Source organism: Actinomadura atramentaria DSM 43919 (genome assembly GCF_000381885.1).
Lineage (GTDB): Bacteria > Actinomycetota > Actinomycetes > Streptosporangiales > Streptosporangiaceae > Spirillospora > Spirillospora atramentaria.
On the sequence record NZ_KB907224.1, the window covers coordinates 15,721 to 30,576 of the forward strand.

Annotated in this window: 16 protein-coding genes; 7 read left to right on the forward strand and 9 right to left on the reverse strand. The window is 75.0% G+C overall.

What is annotated here, in order from left to right; translation table 11 throughout:
* Positions 1 to 18 precede the first annotated feature (18 nt).
* Entirely contained in the window at positions 19 to 2,184 is a 2,166-nt protein-coding gene (helR, locus tag G339_RS0128775; protein ID WP_019634530.1) for an RNA polymerase recycling motor ATPase HelR, read from the forward strand.
* Between the two features lie 9 nt (positions 2,185 to 2,193).
* On the opposite strand, the gene G339_RS0128780 is transcribed toward helR, so the two are convergent.
* The 4 genes from G339_RS0128780 to G339_RS0128795 form a co-directional block, all read right to left on the reverse strand.
* A complete protein-coding gene (locus tag G339_RS0128780; protein WP_019634531.1) occupies positions 2,194 to 2,736 on the reverse strand; it encodes a YciI family protein in 543 nt (180 codons plus the stop codon).
* 93 nt (positions 2,737 to 2,829) lie between these two features.
* A complete protein-coding gene (locus tag G339_RS0128785; RefSeq protein WP_019634532.1) occupies positions 2,830 to 3,603 on the reverse strand; it encodes an ABC transporter permease in 774 nt (257 codons plus the stop codon).
* A complete protein-coding gene (locus G339_RS0128790; protein ID WP_019634533.1) occupies positions 3,600 to 4,550 on the reverse strand; it encodes a daunorubicin resistance protein DrrA family ABC transporter ATP-binding protein in 951 nt (316 codons plus the stop codon). The genes G339_RS0128785 and G339_RS0128790 overlap by 4 nt, the downstream gene beginning before the upstream one ends.
* 21 nt (positions 4,551 to 4,571) lie before the next feature.
* Complete coding sequence (locus G339_RS0128795; RefSeq protein ID WP_019634534.1) at positions 4,572 to 5,234, reverse strand: DUF4097 family beta strand repeat-containing protein; 663 nt, start codon at positions 5,232 to 5,234, stop codon at positions 4,572 to 4,574.
* A 225-nt stretch (positions 5,235 to 5,459) separates the two neighbouring features.
* On the opposite strand from G339_RS0128795, the gene G339_RS0128800 reads away from it, so the two are divergent.
* From G339_RS0128800 to G339_RS35670, 3 genes are all read left to right on the forward strand, one after another.
* Entirely contained in the window at positions 5,460 to 6,191 is a 732-nt protein-coding gene (locus G339_RS0128800; RefSeq protein ID WP_019634535.1) for a helix-turn-helix domain-containing protein, read from the forward strand.
* A gap of 107 nt (positions 6,192 to 6,298) precedes the next feature.
* Positions 6,299 to 7,168, forward strand: coding sequence for an MBL fold metallo-hydrolase (locus G339_RS0128805; RefSeq protein ID WP_019634536.1), 870 nt, complete (start codon positions 6,299 to 6,301; stop codon positions 7,166 to 7,168).
* Complete coding sequence (locus G339_RS35670; protein WP_019634537.1) at positions 7,168 to 7,761, forward strand: TetR/AcrR family transcriptional regulator; 594 nt, start codon at positions 7,168 to 7,170, stop codon at positions 7,759 to 7,761. The genes G339_RS0128805 and G339_RS35670 overlap by 1 nt, the downstream gene beginning before the upstream one ends.
* Before the next feature lie 45 nt (positions 7,762 to 7,806).
* Here the strand turns inward: G339_RS35670 and G339_RS0128815 are convergent, their stop codons facing one another.
* Positions 7,807 to 8,535: a dienelactone hydrolase family protein gene (locus G339_RS0128815; protein ID WP_019634538.1), complete on the reverse strand. Its 729-nt coding sequence runs from the start codon at positions 8,533 to 8,535 to the stop codon at positions 7,807 to 7,809.
* A gap of 174 nt (positions 8,536 to 8,709) precedes the next feature.
* Entirely contained in the window at positions 8,710 to 9,825 is a 1,116-nt protein-coding gene (locus G339_RS0128820) for an FAD-dependent oxidoreductase (protein ID WP_033324677.1), read from the reverse strand.
* A gap of 35 nt (positions 9,826 to 9,860) precedes the next feature.
* Between G339_RS0128820 and G339_RS0128825 the strand changes: the two genes are divergently transcribed.
* Positions 9,861 to 10,547, forward strand: a complete 687-nt coding sequence (locus G339_RS0128825) for a TetR/AcrR family transcriptional regulator (RefSeq protein WP_026341868.1) — start codon at positions 9,861 to 9,863, stop codon at positions 10,545 to 10,547.
* On the opposite strand, the gene G339_RS0128830 is transcribed toward G339_RS0128825, so the two are convergent.
* Together G339_RS0128830 and G339_RS0128835 are read right to left on the reverse strand one after the other, a co-directional pair.
* The gene (locus G339_RS0128830; protein WP_026341869.1) at positions 10,548 to 11,279 is read right to left on the reverse strand and encodes a VOC family protein; all 732 of its coding nucleotides are present in this window, start codon (positions 11,277 to 11,279) and stop codon (positions 10,548 to 10,550) included.
* Between the two features lie 61 nt (positions 11,280 to 11,340).
* The gene (locus tag G339_RS0128835) at positions 11,341 to 12,072 is read right to left on the reverse strand and encodes an aldo/keto reductase (protein WP_240489930.1); all 732 of its coding nucleotides are present in this window, start codon (positions 12,070 to 12,072) and stop codon (positions 11,341 to 11,343) included.
* Between G339_RS0128835 and G339_RS0128840 the strand changes: the two genes are divergently transcribed.
* Positions 12,028 to 12,924, forward strand: a complete 897-nt coding sequence (locus G339_RS0128840) for a helix-turn-helix transcriptional regulator (protein WP_026341870.1) — start codon at positions 12,028 to 12,030, stop codon at positions 12,922 to 12,924. The genes G339_RS0128835 and G339_RS0128840 overlap by 45 nt on opposite strands.
* Positions 12,925 to 13,273: 349 nt before the next feature.
* Positions 13,274 to 14,422: a hypothetical protein gene (locus G339_RS35675; RefSeq protein WP_157408075.1), complete on the forward strand. Its 1,149-nt coding sequence runs from the start codon at positions 13,274 to 13,276 to the stop codon at positions 14,420 to 14,422.
* Positions 14,423 to 14,633: 211 nt separating this feature from the next.
* On the opposite strand, the gene G339_RS0128855 is transcribed toward G339_RS35675, so the two are convergent.
* The gene (locus tag G339_RS0128855; RefSeq protein WP_019634544.1) at positions 14,634 to 14,840 is read right to left on the reverse strand and encodes a tautomerase family protein; all 207 of its coding nucleotides are present in this window, start codon (positions 14,838 to 14,840) and stop codon (positions 14,634 to 14,636) included.
* Positions 14,841 to 14,856: the final 16 nt, after the last annotated feature.

A 14,856-nucleotide genomic window follows, 5' to 3' on the forward strand; every position in this document is an offset into this window, starting at 1 on the left:
AGAACGGAGCCCCTCCACTTGGAACCGCTGACCGCCGGCGCCTTCGACCTCCCCGAGCACCTCGCCGCCAAGGCCGACCCCGCGCTCATCGCCGGCGACGAGCGCCACTTCGCCGCCGTCGCGGACCGCCTCGCCGCGTCCGTCGCCGACCTCGCCGACCGCCTGGACGCCGCGCGCCGCGCCCCCGGCGGCCGCGGCCGGCAGGCGCTGGAGCGCGACATGGAAATCCACCGGCTGTCCGCGCGGCTGCGCACCCTGCGCCGCTTCGGCCTGGACCTGTGCCTGGGCCGCATGGTCGCCGCGGACGGCACCGGACCCCTCTACGTCGGACGCCTCGGCCTCACCGACGCCGACGGCCGCCGCCTGCTCCTCGACTGGCGCTCCCCCGCCGCCGAACCGTTCTTCGGCGCGACCCACGCCGACCCGATGGGCCTGGCCAGCCGCCGCCGCTACCGCTGGACCGACGGCCGCGTCAGCGACTACTGGGACGAGGTGTTCACCCCCGACGGCCTCACCGGCCACGCCGCCCTGGACGACCAGTCCGCGTTCATCGCCGGCCTCGGCGGCACCCGCTCGGCGCGGATGCGCGACGTCCTCGGCACCATCCAGGCCGACCAGAACGCCGTCATCCGCGCCGGATCGAGCGGCACCCTCGTCGTGGACGGCGGCCCCGGCACCGGCAAGACCGTCGTCGCCCTGCACCGCGCCGCCTACCTGCTGCACGCCGACCCGCGCCTGGGCCGGAACCGCGGCGGCGTGCTGTTCGTCGGCCCCCACCAGCCCTACCTGGCCTACGTCGCCGACGTCCTGCCCAGCCTCGGCGAGGACGGCGTCCAGACCTGCACCCTGCGCGACCTCGTCCCCGAGGGCGCCGCCGCCCCGGCCGAGACCGACCCCGACGTCGCCCGGCTCAAGGCGTCCGCCGCGCTCGTCGACGCGATCGAGCCCGCCGTCCGCTTCTACGAGCGGCCGCCCGCGCGCGCCACCGCCGTCACCACCCCCTGGGCCGACACCGAGGTCACCCCCGCCGACTGGGCCGAGGCGTTCGCCGCCGCCGAACCCGGCGTCCCCCACAACGAGGCCCGCGACCGCATCTGGGACGAGCTGCTGAGCATCCTGACCGACAAGCACGCCGACGCCCCGGCCGACGCCGTCCGCGCCGCCCTGGACCGCGACCGCGACCTGCACGCGGCGTTCAACCGCGCCTGGCCGCCCATCGAACCCGCCGACCTCGTCGGGGACCTGTGGTCGGTGCCCGCCTACCTGCGGCTGTGCGCGCCCGGCCTGGACGCCGCCGACGTCCGGCGGCTCCAGCGCGACGACGCCCACGCCTGGACCGCCGCCGACCTGCCGCTCCTGGACGCCGCCCGGCACCGCCTCGGCGACCCGCGCGCGTCCGGCCGCGCCCGCCGCACGCGCGCCGCCGTCGCCGCCGAGCACGCGCGCCGCGCCGGCGTCATCGACCACATCCTCGCCGCCGACGACGACGGCGAGGGCGCGGTCGCCATGCTGCGCGGCCGGGACCTGCGCGACGCCCTGGTCGAGGAGACCGCGGCGACCGCCCCCGACCCCGACCGCCTCGCCGGACCGTTCGCGCACGTCATCGTCGACGAGGCCCAGGAGCTGACGGACGCCCAGTGGCGGATGCTCCTGCGGCGCTGCCCGTCGCGGAGCCTCACCGTCGTCGGGGACCGCGCCCAGGCCCGCCACGGGTTCGCCGAGTCCTGGCGCGACCGCCTCGAACGCGTCGGCCTCGACCGGATCGAGCTGGCGTCCCTGACGATCAACTACCGGACGCCCCGGGAGATCATGGCCGAGGCCGAACCCGTCATCCGCGCCGCGCTCCCCGACGCCAACGTGCCCGTCTCCGTCCGCGAGAGCGGCGTCCCCGTCACGCGCGGACCCGCCGCCGACCTGCGCGCGATCCTGGACGGCTGGCTCGCCGCGCACGCCGAGGGCACCGCATGCGTCATCGGCGCGCCCGACTTCCGGCCCGGGCCGCGCGTCCGGTCGCTGACGCCCGAGCTGGCCAAGGGCCTGGAGTTCGACCTGGTCGTCCTGGTCGACCCCGAGCGGTTCGGCGACGGGACCGAAGGGGCCATCGAAGGGGCCATTGAAGGGGCCGTCGACCGCTACGTCGCGATGACCCGCGCCACCCGGCGGCTCGTCGTCCTCACCACCTGACGGCCGCCCTCACCGCCGGCCGCCGAACTCCCACGCGTGGACCTCCACCGAGGCGTACCGGTCGGCGGTGAGGACGGTCCGCGCCGCGTCCGCGCCGTCGGCGCGCACCAGCGCGGCCGTGCCCAGCCACGCCGCGCCGTCGTCGGACAGCAGCGTCCCGAACGCGATCAGCCCGTCACGGCCCGGCGGCGGGACGAGATCGGCGCCCGGCCCCTCGCCCAGGCCCAGCACCAGGAACCGGTCCCCGCCCGCCGCGCCGCCCGGGAACTCCCACATCGTGCGGCCCAGCGTGTTGCGCCACCGCCGGATCAGCACGTCCCGGTACGCGCCCGCCTGGTAGTTCGGCTCGTCGAACGCGAACGCCCGCGCCGCCGCCGGGCCGGGCAGGTCCGCGATGTGGACGCTGCCGGTGACGGCCTCGCCCGCGAACGTCGGGCCGCGCGCGACCAGCGCGTCGGCGAACCCGTCCATGTAGGACCAGTGCGCCTCCGCCAGCGCCTCGCGCAGGGGCAGCGAGCCGGGCCGGTCGCGGTGGTAGCAGAAGAACTCCATGCCCGCAGTCCTACCGCACCGCAGGCCGCCGCCCGCCCGGTGAACGCGCGAAGGGCCGCCGGACCCTTCGGTCCGACGGCCCCGGCGCGCGCGTCACGCCCTGTCGAACGCGCGCCTCGCCCACAGGAAGGACAGCACCGCGGTGCCCGCGCACCACGCCAGCGCCTGCGCGGCGCTGCCCCCGATCGGCGTGCCCAGCAGCAGCCCCCGCACCGTCTCCATGATCGGCGTGAACGGCTGGTAGTCGGCGAACCACCGCAGCGCGGTCGGCATCGAGTCGGTCGGGACGAACCCGCTGCCGAGGAACGGCAGCAGGATCAGCGGCATCGGCGCGTTGCTGGCCGCCTCCGGCGTCTGCGCCCGCAGGCCCAGCGCCACCGCCAGCCACGTGACCGCCAGCGCGAACAGCACCAGCAGCCCCGCCGCGGCGAACCACTCCAGCACGGTCGCGTTCGGCCGGAACCCGATCGCCAGCGCGACCCCGACCAGCACCGCCATCCCGCAGACCTGCTGCACGACGCTGCCCACGACGTGCCCGGTCAGGACCGACGCCCGCGAGATCCGCATCGTGCGGAACCGGGCGACGATGCCCTCGGTCATGTCCGTGGCGACCATGACGGCCGTCCCCGTCGCGGCCGTCGCCACCGCCATCAGCAGGATGCCCGGCACCACGTAGTCGGCGTACGCGCCGCGGCCGCCGCCCAGGCCCTGCCCGAGCGTCCCGCCGAGGACGTACACGAAAAGCAGCAGGATGATCACCGGCGTTACCACGAGCTGCACCGTCATCGACGGGTAGCGCAGCAGCCGCTTGAGCTGCCGCCGGATCATCGTGGACGAGTCGCGCGCGGCCAGGGTCAGGGCGCTCATCGGACGGTCTCCTTCTCACGGCCGGTCAACGTCAGGAACACGTCGTCGAGGTCGGGCGTGCGGACGCTCATACCCGCGACCTCGACGCACTGGTCGTCCAGGAGGACGAGCAGGTCGCGGACCATCCGCACGCCGCCGTCGCTCGGCACCCGCAGCGTCAGCGCCTCGGGGTCGGCCGTCCCGACCCCGACCGCGCGGACCGCCGCGTCCAGCCGCGCGGCGTCGGCGAAGGCCAGCTCCACGTGCCCGCCGGGGATGCGCCGCTTCAGCTCCTCGGCGGTGCCCTCGGCGATCAGCCGCCCGCGGTCCAGCAGCGCGATCCGGTCGGCCAGCTCGTCGGCCTCCTCCAGGTACTGCGTCGTCAGCAGGATCGTCACGCCGCCCGCGACGAGCTCCCGCACGATCTCCCACATCGCGCGGCGGCTGCGCGGGTCCAGGCCCGTCGTCGGCTCGTCCAGGAAGATGACGCGGGGCTCGCCGACCAGCGTCATCGCCAGGTCCAGGCGGCGCTGCATCCCGCCCGAGTACGTCGCCGCCGGTTCGCGCGCCGCCTCGACCAGGTCGAAGCGCTCCAGCAGCTCGGCGGCGCGGCGGCGGCCGTCCCGGCGCGACAGGTGCCCGAGATCGGCCATCAGCAGCAGGTTCTCCTCGCCGGTCAGCAGCTTGTCGACCGCCGAGTACTGGCCGGTGACGCCGATCGCGCCGCGCACCTCGTCCGGGCTGCGGGCCAGGTCGTGCCCGGCGACTCGGACGTCGCCGCCGTCCGCCGCCGTCAGCGTGGACAGGATCTTGACGGTCGTGGTCTTGCCCGCCCCGTTCGGGCCGAGCAGGGAGAAGATCGTCCCCTCCGGGACGGCCAGGTCGACGCCGTCGAGCACGACCTTGTCGCCGCTCTTGTCGCGGTAGGACTTGCGCAGCCCGGTCGCCGCGATGGCCAGGTTCGTCATGGCGATGCTCCTTCGGGGGGTCTAGAGGCTGCGTGCGGTGATGTCGCCGTGCGCCGTCGTCGCGCGGATGCGCAGGTCCGGCGCGCCGGTGCTCGCCAGGGCGTTGGCGACGCGGCCGCGGCCCGTCCCGGCGTCCAGCGCCGCCGACACGCCCCGGGCCGCGCCGACCGTGATCGACCCGGCGGCGGTCCTCAGCTCGACGTCCCCGGCGGCGGCCTCGGCGATCCGGATGTCGCCGCGCGCGGTGCTGATCTCGGCGGGGCCGGTCAGCCGTCCGACCTCGACGTCGCCGTCGACCGCGGTGAGGCGGACGCTCGACGCCTCGTCCAGCTTGATCCGGCGGTACGCGCCCTCGAACGCGACGTCGCCGAGCCGTCCGACGCCGCGCAGCTCCGCGCTCGCCGCCCGGCCCTCGACCCGCGACCCGGCCGGGAGCCGGACCGTCACCTCGACGGACCCCGACGGGCCGAGGTACCGGTTCGCGGCGGCGCCCTCGATCCGCAGGACGCCGTCGGCGTAGTCGACCGAGACCTGCTCCGCGGCCGTCACGTCGCGGCCCTTGCCGGGCGTGGCGGGCAGCACCTCGACGGCGGTGTCGGGCCGGTCGGCGGCGATGAACCGCACCCGCCCGGCGGGGACGTCCAGGACGGTGGTGATGGGGGCGGGGGTGTCGAAGTTCCGCATCGGGGGGCTCCTTGCGCCGTGTCGTTTCGAACAATGGAAACGCTACGTTGCCTTCACGGTTCACGCAACGAGAACTTTGCACTGGAAACACATCTATGCACGTCAGAGCCAGTTAATCGTTGCATCCACCCTGCGCAAGAATGCAACGATCCACGAGGGTTCGTTGCAATCGAATGAACGTGAACGCTAAGGTGGCACCGTCACGCGACGACGAAGGAGGCCCCGATGCCGGGCGGCAGGCTCACCCAGCAGGACCGTCAGCAGATCGCCGCGGGGCTGGCCGACGGCCTCGCCTACGCCGAGATCGCCCGGCGCCTGGACCGCCCCACCTCCACCGTCACCCGCGAGGTCACCCGCAACGGCGGCCCCACCGGCTACCGCGCCGACCTCGCCCACCGCGCCGCCGAGCGGCGCGCCCGCCGCCGCGGCCGCGCCGCCCCCCGCAGCGCGCACGCGGGCCCGCTGCCCTACGGCCGCGACCCCGACGCGGTCCGCGAGTACGAGGAGGAGTTCACCACCGCGCTCATGGAGTCGGGCGTGTCCAACAAGATGATGGCCCGCGTGATGACCTGCCTCTACACCACCGACTCCGGCAGCCTCACCGCCGCCGAACTCGTCGAACGCCTCCAGGTCAGCCCCGCGTCGATCTCCAAGGCGGTCGCGTTCCTGGAGAGCCAAGCCCTCGTCCGCCGGGAGCGCGACGAGCGCCGCCGCGAGCGGTACTTCGTCGACTCCGACCTCTACTACCAGTCGATGCTCGCCAGCGCCCGGTCCCTCGTCCGGCAGGTCGAGGTCGCCCGGCACGGCGTCGACGTGCTCGGACCCGGCACCCCGGCGGCCGTCCGGCTGGAGAACATCGCCCGCTTCCTGGACTACGTCGCCGAGAGCGTCACCCGCGCCGCCGAACAGGCCTACGAGATCCTCGGCAGCGGCGAACCGCCCGCGCGGGACGGGTAGGCGCCGTCGCCCGCCGAAGTACGACGGCCGCCCGATCGGCCGACCGTCGCGCCGCGACGGGCCCCGCGGGGCTGGACTGTTACTAGACCAGTCTGTAGATTCCGGGCATGCGCATCCATCATCTGAACTGCGGGACGACCCGGCCGCTGGGCGGCCGCCTGGTCAGCGGGGCCGCCCGGCCGCCGGTGTTCGCCCGGCAGGTGTGCCACTGCCTGCTGGTCGAGACCGACGACGGCCTCGTCCTGGTCGACACCGGGTTCGGGCTCGCCGACACCGCCCGCCCCGAGCGGCTGAGCCGGCGGTTCCGCCTCTACGCCCGGCCGGTGCTCGACCCCGACGAGACCGCCGTCCGCCAGGTCGCGCGGCTCGGTTACTCGGCCGACGACGTGCGCCACATCGTGCTCACCCACCTGGACGTCGACCACGCGGGCGGGCTCGGGGACTTCCCGAACGCGAAGGTCCACGTGTCGGCCGCCGAACTCGACGCAGCGCGGCGGCCCCGCACCGCGCAGGAGCGCTTTCGGTACCACGCCGTGCAGTGGGCGCACGGGCCGGACTGGGTCCCGCACTCGGCGGGCGGTGAGGACTGGTTCGGGTTCTCGGCCGTCCGGGACCTGCCGGGGCTGCCGCCGTCGATCCTGCTCGTCCCGCTGGCCGGGCACACCCCCGGGCATGTCGGCGTGGTCGTCGACCGGGGCGGCGACACGGGCGGCGGGTCGCGGCGGTGGCTCGTCCACGCCGGCGACGCGTACTTCAACCACCGCCAGATGGAGCGCGCACCGTCCTGCCCGCCGTTCCTCGCGCTGTTCCAGTCGCTGCTGCAGGCGGACCGGACCACCCGCCTGCGCAACCTGGCCCGGCTCAACGCGCTGGCGCTCAGCGGCGAGGCGGACGTCTTCTGCGCCCACGACGAGTACGAACTCGACCGCGCCTCGCGCGCGACCGGCGCGCTCGCCCAGCCCGTCGCGGACGTGTGATGGCGCCCCGGGGAGAGACCAGGCAGCGGATCCTGGACGCGGCCAGGACCCTTTTCCACCGCCAGGGCTACCACGCCACCGGCGTCAACCAGATCCTCGCCGAGGCCGCCGCCCCCAAGGGCGTCCTGTACTTCCATTTCCCCGGCGGCAAAGAACAGCTCGCCGCCGAAACCGTCCTTCGGTCCGGCGAGGAACTGGGCCGGGCCCTCGACGCCGTCCTCGCGCAGTCCGACGACCTCGCCGCGGCCGCCCGGGGAATCGCCGACCTCCTGGGCGCCGCCCTGGAGGGCACGCAGTTCCGCGAAGGCTGCCCCATCGCCAGCGTCGCCCTGGACGTCGCCGCGGAGAGCGACCAGGTGCGGGCCGCCTGCGCCCAGGGCTACCAGCAGTGGATCGACCTGATCGCCGAACGCCTGCGCCAACGCGGAGTCCCCGCCGGCACCACGCAGGAACTCGCGGTCTTCGTCCTCTCCTCCATCGAAGGCGCGCTTCTCCTGGCCCGCGTCCAACACGACACCGCGCCCCTGCGCAACATCGCGGCCCGCCTCACCGACGTCATCGCGGCCGAGATACGACCCGCGCCGGGCCGGTAGCGGGCGGCCGCCGCCCGGGGTGAGCCGGGCGGCGGCGGGACGGGATCAGGTCAGGTGGCGGGTGAAGAAACGGGCGGCCGGGGGCCCCTCGAATTCGGGAACGCCGGTGTGACCGCCCATGTTGGCGTGCAGCGTCTTCTCCTTGGAACCGAAGGCGTCGAACAGGTTCAGGGCCGCCTCGCGGTCGTTGCCCTCGTCGTCCCACTGCAGGAGGACCTGCAGCGGAATGGTGACCTGGCGGGCCTCTTCGAGGATCGCGGCGGGAATGAAGCTTCCGGCGAACAGCAGGGCCGCCTTGACGCGCGGCTCGACCACCGCCAGCCGGACGCCGATGGCGACGATTCCGCCGGAGTAGCCGACCGGGCCGCCGATCTCCGGCAGTTCGAGAAGGGCGTCCAGGACGGCCCGCGATTCCGGGACCGCGCTCTCGACCAGCGGGAGGACGAGCCGGTCCACGATCCCGGCATCGACCGGGCCGCCGGACTCCAGCGCCCGGTGCAGGTCCGCGCGGGCCCGGTCGGCGGCGGCCGAACGGGGCCGGTCGCCGCTGCCCGGGAGTTCGATCGCGGCCGCGGCGAAACCGTCCGCCGCGCCGCTCCGCGCCCGGCCCGCCAGGCGCGGGTACATCCTGCGCAGTCCGCCGGGGTGGCCGAGCAGGAGCAGCGGCGCCGGGGCGGCGGACTCGGGCGTCCACAGGATTCCCGGAATGTCGCCGAAGGTGAATTCGCGTTCGAGGACGCCGTCGTCGAGGCGTCGCTCAGCGGTGAAATGCATGGTCGTGCCTTTCGGGAGTGCTCGTGAAACGGCGCTCCCGGACGACCTATCGCCCGACCGTGACCCCGGAGGGGAGCACCCATGTCGATACTGCGTTCACGGGTACCACCTCCTCGGTCTCTCGCACGGCCTCCCGGAAGGTAGCAGCCGCCGCCGCGCCCCGCCAACGGGTTTTCACGGCTGGACCTCGTCGAAGACCGCGAGGGCCTCGGCGGGGTCCGCGCTGACCAGGCGCTCCAGCCCGGCCGCGGTGAACTCCGCCCATCTGGCGGCGCGCGGCCGCATCCGTTCCTCGAACGCGCGGACGGCCCCGTCCAGCTCCCCCGGACCGGCGGCGGCGACGGCCTCCGCCAGCTCGGCGCCCTCCAGCATGGCGAGGTTCGCGCCGACGCCCAGCGGCGGCATGAGGTGCGCGGCGTCGCCCATGAGCGTCACGCCGGGGACGTGCGGCCAGGTGTGGGCGACCGGCATGACGTACAGGGGGCGGTGGCTGAACGCGGTCCCGTGGTCCAGCAGTTCCAGGACGGGTTCGGCCCAGCCGTCGAACATGGCCCGCAGGCGCGACCGCACGGCGTTCGCGTCGGCGAAGTCCAGGCCCGCGTGCCAGTCCAGCGGCGCGCGGAACTGCGCGTACACCTTGACGTGGCCGCCGCTGTTGCGCTGGGCGACGAGCGAGCGGTTCACCCCGTACACGGCCAGCGAACCGTCCCCGACCAGCGCAGCGAGCCCGGGATGGCGGACGTCGACGTCGTCCACGGCCGTCTCGACCGCCGTGACGCCGGTGTAGGCCGGGACCGCCGCCGAGACCGCCGGGCGGACCCGCGACCACGCGCCGTCCGCGCCGACGACCAGGTCGAACGCCTCCTCCCGCCCGTCCGCGAAACGGACCAGCGCGCCGTCGCCGGTCGGGACGGCCGCCGCCACGCCCCGCCCCCACCGCACGTCCAGGGGGCCGAGCAGCAGGTCGCGGAGCCGCCCCCGGTCGATCTCGGGATGGGGGGACCCGCCGGGGTCGGCCCGCCAGTCGCGCAGGACGGTCCCGTCGGTGTCCAGGATGCGCATCGACTCCCCCTCGGGGCGCGCCAGCGCGTGGAAGTCCGCCAGCAGGCCCGCCTTGTCGAGCGCGAGCTGGCCCATCTTCTCGTGCAGGTCCAGCGTGCCGCCCGGCGGCCGGGCGTCGCGCGCGGAGTCGCGCTCCAGGACGGTGACGGGGTGGCCGCGGCGGTGCAGGACGCGGGCGAAGGTCAGACCGGCGGGGCCGGCGCCCACCACGGCGATACGGTGTCTCATGGCAATACACTGTATCGCAACAGTACGGTGTGACCATGACTGTGTGGGACCGGCCGGAGCCGCAGGCGCGCCCCGCCCCGCTCGACCGGGCGCGGATCGTCGCCGCCGCCGTCGAACTGGCCGACGAGGGCGGGCTCGCGGCCGTCTCGCTGCGCAAGGTCGCCGCGCGGCTGGGCGCCGGGCCGATGCGGCTGTACGCCCACATCGCCGCCAAGGACGACCTGCTCGACCTCATGGTGGACGAGGTCCACGCCGAGATCCTGCCGGCGGAGCCGCCGCGCGGCTGGCGGGCGGCGCTGGGCGGCCGCGCGCACCGCACGCGGCGCGCCGCGCTGCGGCACCCGTGGCTGGCCGACCTGCTCGGCGGCCGCGCCGTGCTGGGGCCGAACGCGCTCGCGCTGACCGAGTCGACGCTGGCCGCGCTCGACGGCCTCGCCGACCTCGACACCCTCCTGCGCGCCGCCGAGACCGTCAGCGCCTACACGACCGGCGCGATCCGGCGGGAGATCGCGCACCTGCGGGCCGAGCGCGAGACCGGTCTGTCCGACCGCGAGTGGCAGCGCGAGTCCGGCCCGTACGTCACGAGGATGCTGGCCACGGGCCGGTTCCCGATGCTCGCCAAGTTCGTCCACGACGGCGCCGAGGTGGACGCCGAGGAGACGTTCGCGACCGGCCTGGACTGGGTCCTCGACGCCGTGGCCGCCAAACTCGACCGGGCGTGATCAGCCCGCTCGCAGGACGCAGAACTCGTTGCCCTCGGGGTCGGTGAGGACCTTCCACGACACGTCGCCCTGGCCGATGTCCACGCTGGTCGCGCCGAGGGCCTCCAGGCGGGCGACCTCCGCCGCCTGGTCGTCCCCGGCGTAGGGCATGACGTCGAGGTGGACGCGGGTGGACACGGCCCCGCCCTCGGGGACGCGGCGGAACTCCAGGTAGGGGCCGACGCCCGCGGCCGAGCGCAGCACCGCCCGGTCGTCGGTCGTCTCGTGCGTGGTCCAGTCGATCGCCGCGTCCCAGAAGCGGGCCATCGCGCGCGGGTCCGCGCAGTCGACCACGACGGCGGCGATCGGGCCGGTGTCGCGGTAGACCTCGCGGGGCTCCAGGACGGAGAAGACGTTGCCCTCCGGGTCGGCCAGGTCCGTCCACGGGACGTCGCCGTTGTCCACGGGCGTCGCGCCGAGTCGCGTGAACCGCGCGACGAGCTCGGCGTGGTGGGCGTCGGAGGCGCTGGCCAGTTCGAGGTGGACGCGGTAGTCCACGGTCTCGGGGTCGGGGACGCGCACCAGGTCGACGCAGACGGCGGCGGGGCCCGGCCAGGAGAAGCCCGCCGGCACGAGGTTGGTCACGCCCGGGCCCTCGCTGTCCATGTCCCAGCCTAGGGCGTCCGCCCAGAACCGGCCGAGGGCCGAGTCGTCCCCGGCCTTGATGTTCACCTGTACGGGTCGCAGTGCCATACCGCCCACCCTAGGCGGACCTCCGCTCCCGGCCGCCCGCCGGACCGCCGCTCGAAGCGGGTCACATCTCCTGCTCCCACCATCCGCGCGTGTCGACGTTCGCGGCGTCCGCCAGCGCCTCCAGTTCCGCGATTTCCTCGTCGGTGAGGTCGATGCCGCGGGCTCGGACCAATCCGTCGACGTGATCCGCCTTCGTGACCCCGATGATCGGGGTGGTCCCCTTGGCGATGGCCCAGGCGGTGGCGACGCCGGCGGCGGACGCGCCTCGGTTCTCGCCGATCGCCCGCATCCGGTCCGTCAGCGCCTGCAGTCGGGGCAGGATGCCGTTGTAGACGGCCGCCCGGTCGCTTCCTTCCGGCAGCGGATTCGCCGGGCCGTACCTGCCGGTCAGCGCTCCTTGCTCGAGGACCATGTAGGAGAAGAACCGCACGTCGTGCTCACGGCAGTACTCAAGGATGCCTGCGCGCTCGGAGTTCCGGTACAGGAGGCTGAAATGGTTCTGGACCGCCTCCACGCGGAAGCCCGCCTCGCCGAGAATCCGATCGGCGAGAACGATCTGCTCCATGTTGTGGTTCGAGACGCCGACGTGCCTGATCCTGCCTTTCCGCAGCAGCGGGATCAGAGACGGCGTCCACCGCGCCACGTCGGCGGGGTTATGAATCCAGAACAGATCCACGTAGTCGGTGTTCAGCCGGTCGAGGCTCTGCGCCAGCATGTCCGCGACGGGATCGTCGCCGTCTCCCGCGATCTGCGGGGTGAATTTCGTCGACAGCCGGTACTCGCCGCGGTCCAAGCCCGCCAGCGCCCGGGCGAGGACCGTCTCCGAGCGGCCCATGCCGTACGCTCCCGGCGCCGGGTCCCCGGGCTGCGGCGCGAGGAGGTCGCCGTCCTCGCCGGGGTGAGCACGGAGTGGTACACGCGGCTGGAGAAGGGCCACATCGGCGGCGTGTCCGAGGACGTCCTCGACGCGGTCGCCCGCGCCCTGCGACTGGACGACGACGAACGCGCCTACCTGTTCGACCTGGCCCGGTCGTCGCGGCGCGCGCGCCGCACGCCGTCGCGCCGCGGGGACGTCGAGGTTCCGCCCCGGGTCCGGTGGCTGCTCGACTCCATGACGATGTCCTCGGCGTTCGTGCGCGACGGCCGCACGGACATCGTCGCCGGCAACCCCCTGGCGCGGGCCGTGTTCGCGCCGATGTTCGACAGCGCCACCGCCGACGAGCGCGGTCGCCCCAACCTCGCCCGCTACATCTTCCTCGACGTCGGCGCACGCGACTTCTTCGTCGACTGGGACGCCGCCTGCGCCGCCACCGCCGCCCTGCTGCGCGCCGAGGCCGGGCGCGAGCCCCGCGACCGCGCGCTGCGCGAACTCGTCGGCGAGCTGTCCGCCCGCAGCCCCGAGTTCCGCGACCGATGGGCCGCGCACGACGTCCTGATGCGCCACGACGGCGTCAAACGGCTCCGGCACCCCGACGCCGGTCACCTGGAACTGACCTTCCAGTCCCTCGACCTGCCCCTGCCGGGCCGAGCCGTACACGACCTGGTCGTCTACACCGCCGAGCCCGGCACCGCGTCCGAAGACCGACTCAAACTCCTCGCGAGCTGGGCGGCCACGCGCTCCCGGGCGACACGACCCACCCCCTAGCCGTGGGCTGACGGGCCTCGCGCCCCGGCGCCGTCCTCAGCGGGGAGCGCACTTGCTCTGGATCTTCCCCAAGGGCTGCGAATCGCCGTCCAGCTCCGCGCGCGCCGCGAGCCAAGCGCCGTCGTCGCGGCCGAGGGCGCTGCGCAGGTAAGCCGCCGTGGTCGAGGACCCGCGCGCCCAGCAGCATGTGCTCGCCGTCTGCGCTCCCTCAGGAGCGCCCGGCCTCCTGGGCTCGTTGGGTAGGGAGAAGTATCCTTCTCCCTACCCAGCTTTGAGTCTGGGTATCGCGTTCGCGATTGCGCGATACTGTTTCTCGACACGCGAACGTGATTGTGAGACGGTATCCGGCATGAGCGATGGGGTGCTGGAGGACGGGATCGACGTCGGCGCGGCGGCCGGGTGGCGGTGCGGGCTGAACGAGTGGGAGCCCTGCGACAACCCCGCCCCGCCGCTCCCGCTGGACGAGGCCGGACGCCGCAAGGGCGGCAAACCGCCCAAGTTCTGCGGCAAGGCGCACGCCGACCGCGCGTCCCGGCTAAGGCGGCAGGCCGCCGCCGCGACCGCCGACGACGGGCTGGCGCGGTTCGAGGCGCTGGCCGACCGGCTCGCGCCGCGCCTGCGCGAGACCCGCGACGACCTGGCCGCCCTGCTCGGCCTCGCGGACGAGCTGCGCGCGGGCGCGCTCGCGCGGGTCGCGACCGCCGAACGCGCCGAGGCCGAGGCGCGCGGCGAGGCCCGCGCCGCCGAGGCGCGCGCCGGGGACGCCGAGCACCGCGCCGCGACCGCCGCCGCCCGCGCGCGCGACGCCGAGCAGTCCGCGCGCGGCGCCGTCGCCGAGGCCGAGCGGGCCCGCGCCGAGGCCGAGTCCCGGGCGGCCGCCGAGCACGCCCGCGCCGCGACCGCGCAGGGCGCGCTGGAGACGGCCCGGACGGAACTGGACCTCGTCCTGGCTTCCCGCGAGGACCTGCGCGCCGCGCACGCCGAGACGGCCGCCCGGCTGCGCGCCGCCGAGGAGGAACTGGCGCGCGTCCGCGCGGAGGCCGACGCCCGCGCCGCCCGGCTGGAAACGCTCCAGGGGGAGCTGGGCGAGGCGCTGCGCGGCCGCGCCGAGGACCGGGCGGCGCTCGAACGCCTCACCGAGGCCGCGCACGCCGCCGACACGGCCCGCCACCGAGCCGAAGAAGCCCGCGAAGCCGCCGAACGCGACGCCGAAGCGACCCGCCGCGACGCGGCGCAGCGGGTGGAGACCGCTGAGACCGGACGGCAGGACGCGCTCCGCGCCGAGCACGAGGCCCGCGCGGAACTCGCCGCCGTCCGCGCGGAACTCGGCGCGGAACTGAGGGCCGCCCGCGCCGGGCACGCCGCCGAACTGGCCGCCGCGCGCGCCGACGCCGACCGGCTGCGCGCGGAACTCACCGAGTCCCGCGCCGAGCAGGCCAGGCAGCGCGAACGCGCGGCCGTCGCCGAGGACGCGCTGCGCCGCGCGGAAGGAACCTAGCGCCGGTCGCGGCCGGACGGTCGTACGCGCGGGCGCTGCACGTCCTAGCCGTCCACCGCCCGGCCCCGGCCGGACTTCCGCCGGTGGCCGTGGCGCGAGGAGGACGACGAGGGGTCGCAGCGGGCGGTCGAGCCGGAATCCGTCCGGGCGCACGTGGTCGGCGGGCCCGTGCGCCTGCCGGGGCCGGGCGGCCGCCCGGCCCCGGGGCGGGTCAGCTGCGGCCGAGCATCTCGGCGGTGAGGACGTTGCCGCCCAGGCCCCAGCCGCCGTCGGGGACCTCGTCGAGGAGGACCAGGGTCGTGGCCCTGGCGCGTTCCCCGTAGACGCCGGCGAAGGCGTCGGTGACGGCGTCGATGAGCTTCTTCCTGGATTCGGGGGTCAGGGTGTCGGCGGGGACCTTGAGGTTGGCGAACGGCATGCTGGTCACCTTTCGT

Excerpts from the sequence above, each read along its gene's own strand:
- G339_RS35670 (WP_019634537.1), top strand. The coding sequence starts at position 7,168 with ATGGCGCCCCGGGGAGAGACCAGGCAGCGGATCCTGGACGCGGCCAGG.
- G339_RS0128805 (WP_019634536.1), top strand. The coding sequence starts at position 6,299 with ATGCGCATCCATCATCTGAACTGCGGGACGACCCGGCCGCTGGGCGGC.
- G339_RS0128780 (WP_019634531.1), bottom strand. The coding sequence starts at position 2,736 with ATGGAGTTCTTCTGCTACCACCGCGACCGGCCCGGCTCGCTGCCCCTG.
- G339_RS0128795 (WP_019634534.1), bottom strand. The coding sequence starts at position 5,234 with ATGCGGAACTTCGACACCCCCGCCCCCATCACCACCGTCCTGGACGTC.
- G339_RS0128830 (WP_026341869.1), bottom strand. The coding sequence starts at position 11,279 with ATGGCACTGCGACCCGTACAGGTGAACATCAAGGCCGGGGACGACTCG.
- G339_RS0128855 (WP_019634544.1), bottom strand. The coding sequence starts at position 14,840 with ATGCCGTTCGCCAACCTCAAGGTCCCCGCCGACACCCTGACCCCCGAA.
- G339_RS0128820 (WP_033324677.1), bottom strand. The coding sequence starts at position 9,825 with ATGAGACACCGTATCGCCGTGGTGGGCGCCGGCCCCGCCGGTCTGACC.
- G339_RS0128790 (WP_019634533.1), bottom strand. The coding sequence starts at position 4,550 with ATGACGAACCTGGCCATCGCGGCGACCGGGCTGCGCAAGTCCTACCGC.
- G339_RS0128815 (WP_019634538.1), bottom strand. The coding sequence starts at position 8,535 with ATGCATTTCACCGCTGAGCGACGCCTCGACGACGGCGTCCTCGAACGC.
- G339_RS35675 (WP_157408075.1), top strand. The coding sequence starts at position 13,274 with ATGAGCGATGGGGTGCTGGAGGACGGGATCGACGTCGGCGCGGCGGCC.
- G339_RS0128825 (WP_026341868.1), top strand. The coding sequence starts at position 9,861 with ATGACTGTGTGGGACCGGCCGGAGCCGCAGGCGCGCCCCGCCCCGCTC.
- G339_RS0128800 (WP_019634535.1), top strand. The coding sequence starts at position 5,460 with ATGCCGGGCGGCAGGCTCACCCAGCAGGACCGTCAGCAGATCGCCGCG.
- G339_RS0128785 (WP_019634532.1), bottom strand. The coding sequence starts at position 3,603 with ATGAGCGCCCTGACCCTGGCCGCGCGCGACTCGTCCACGATGATCCGG.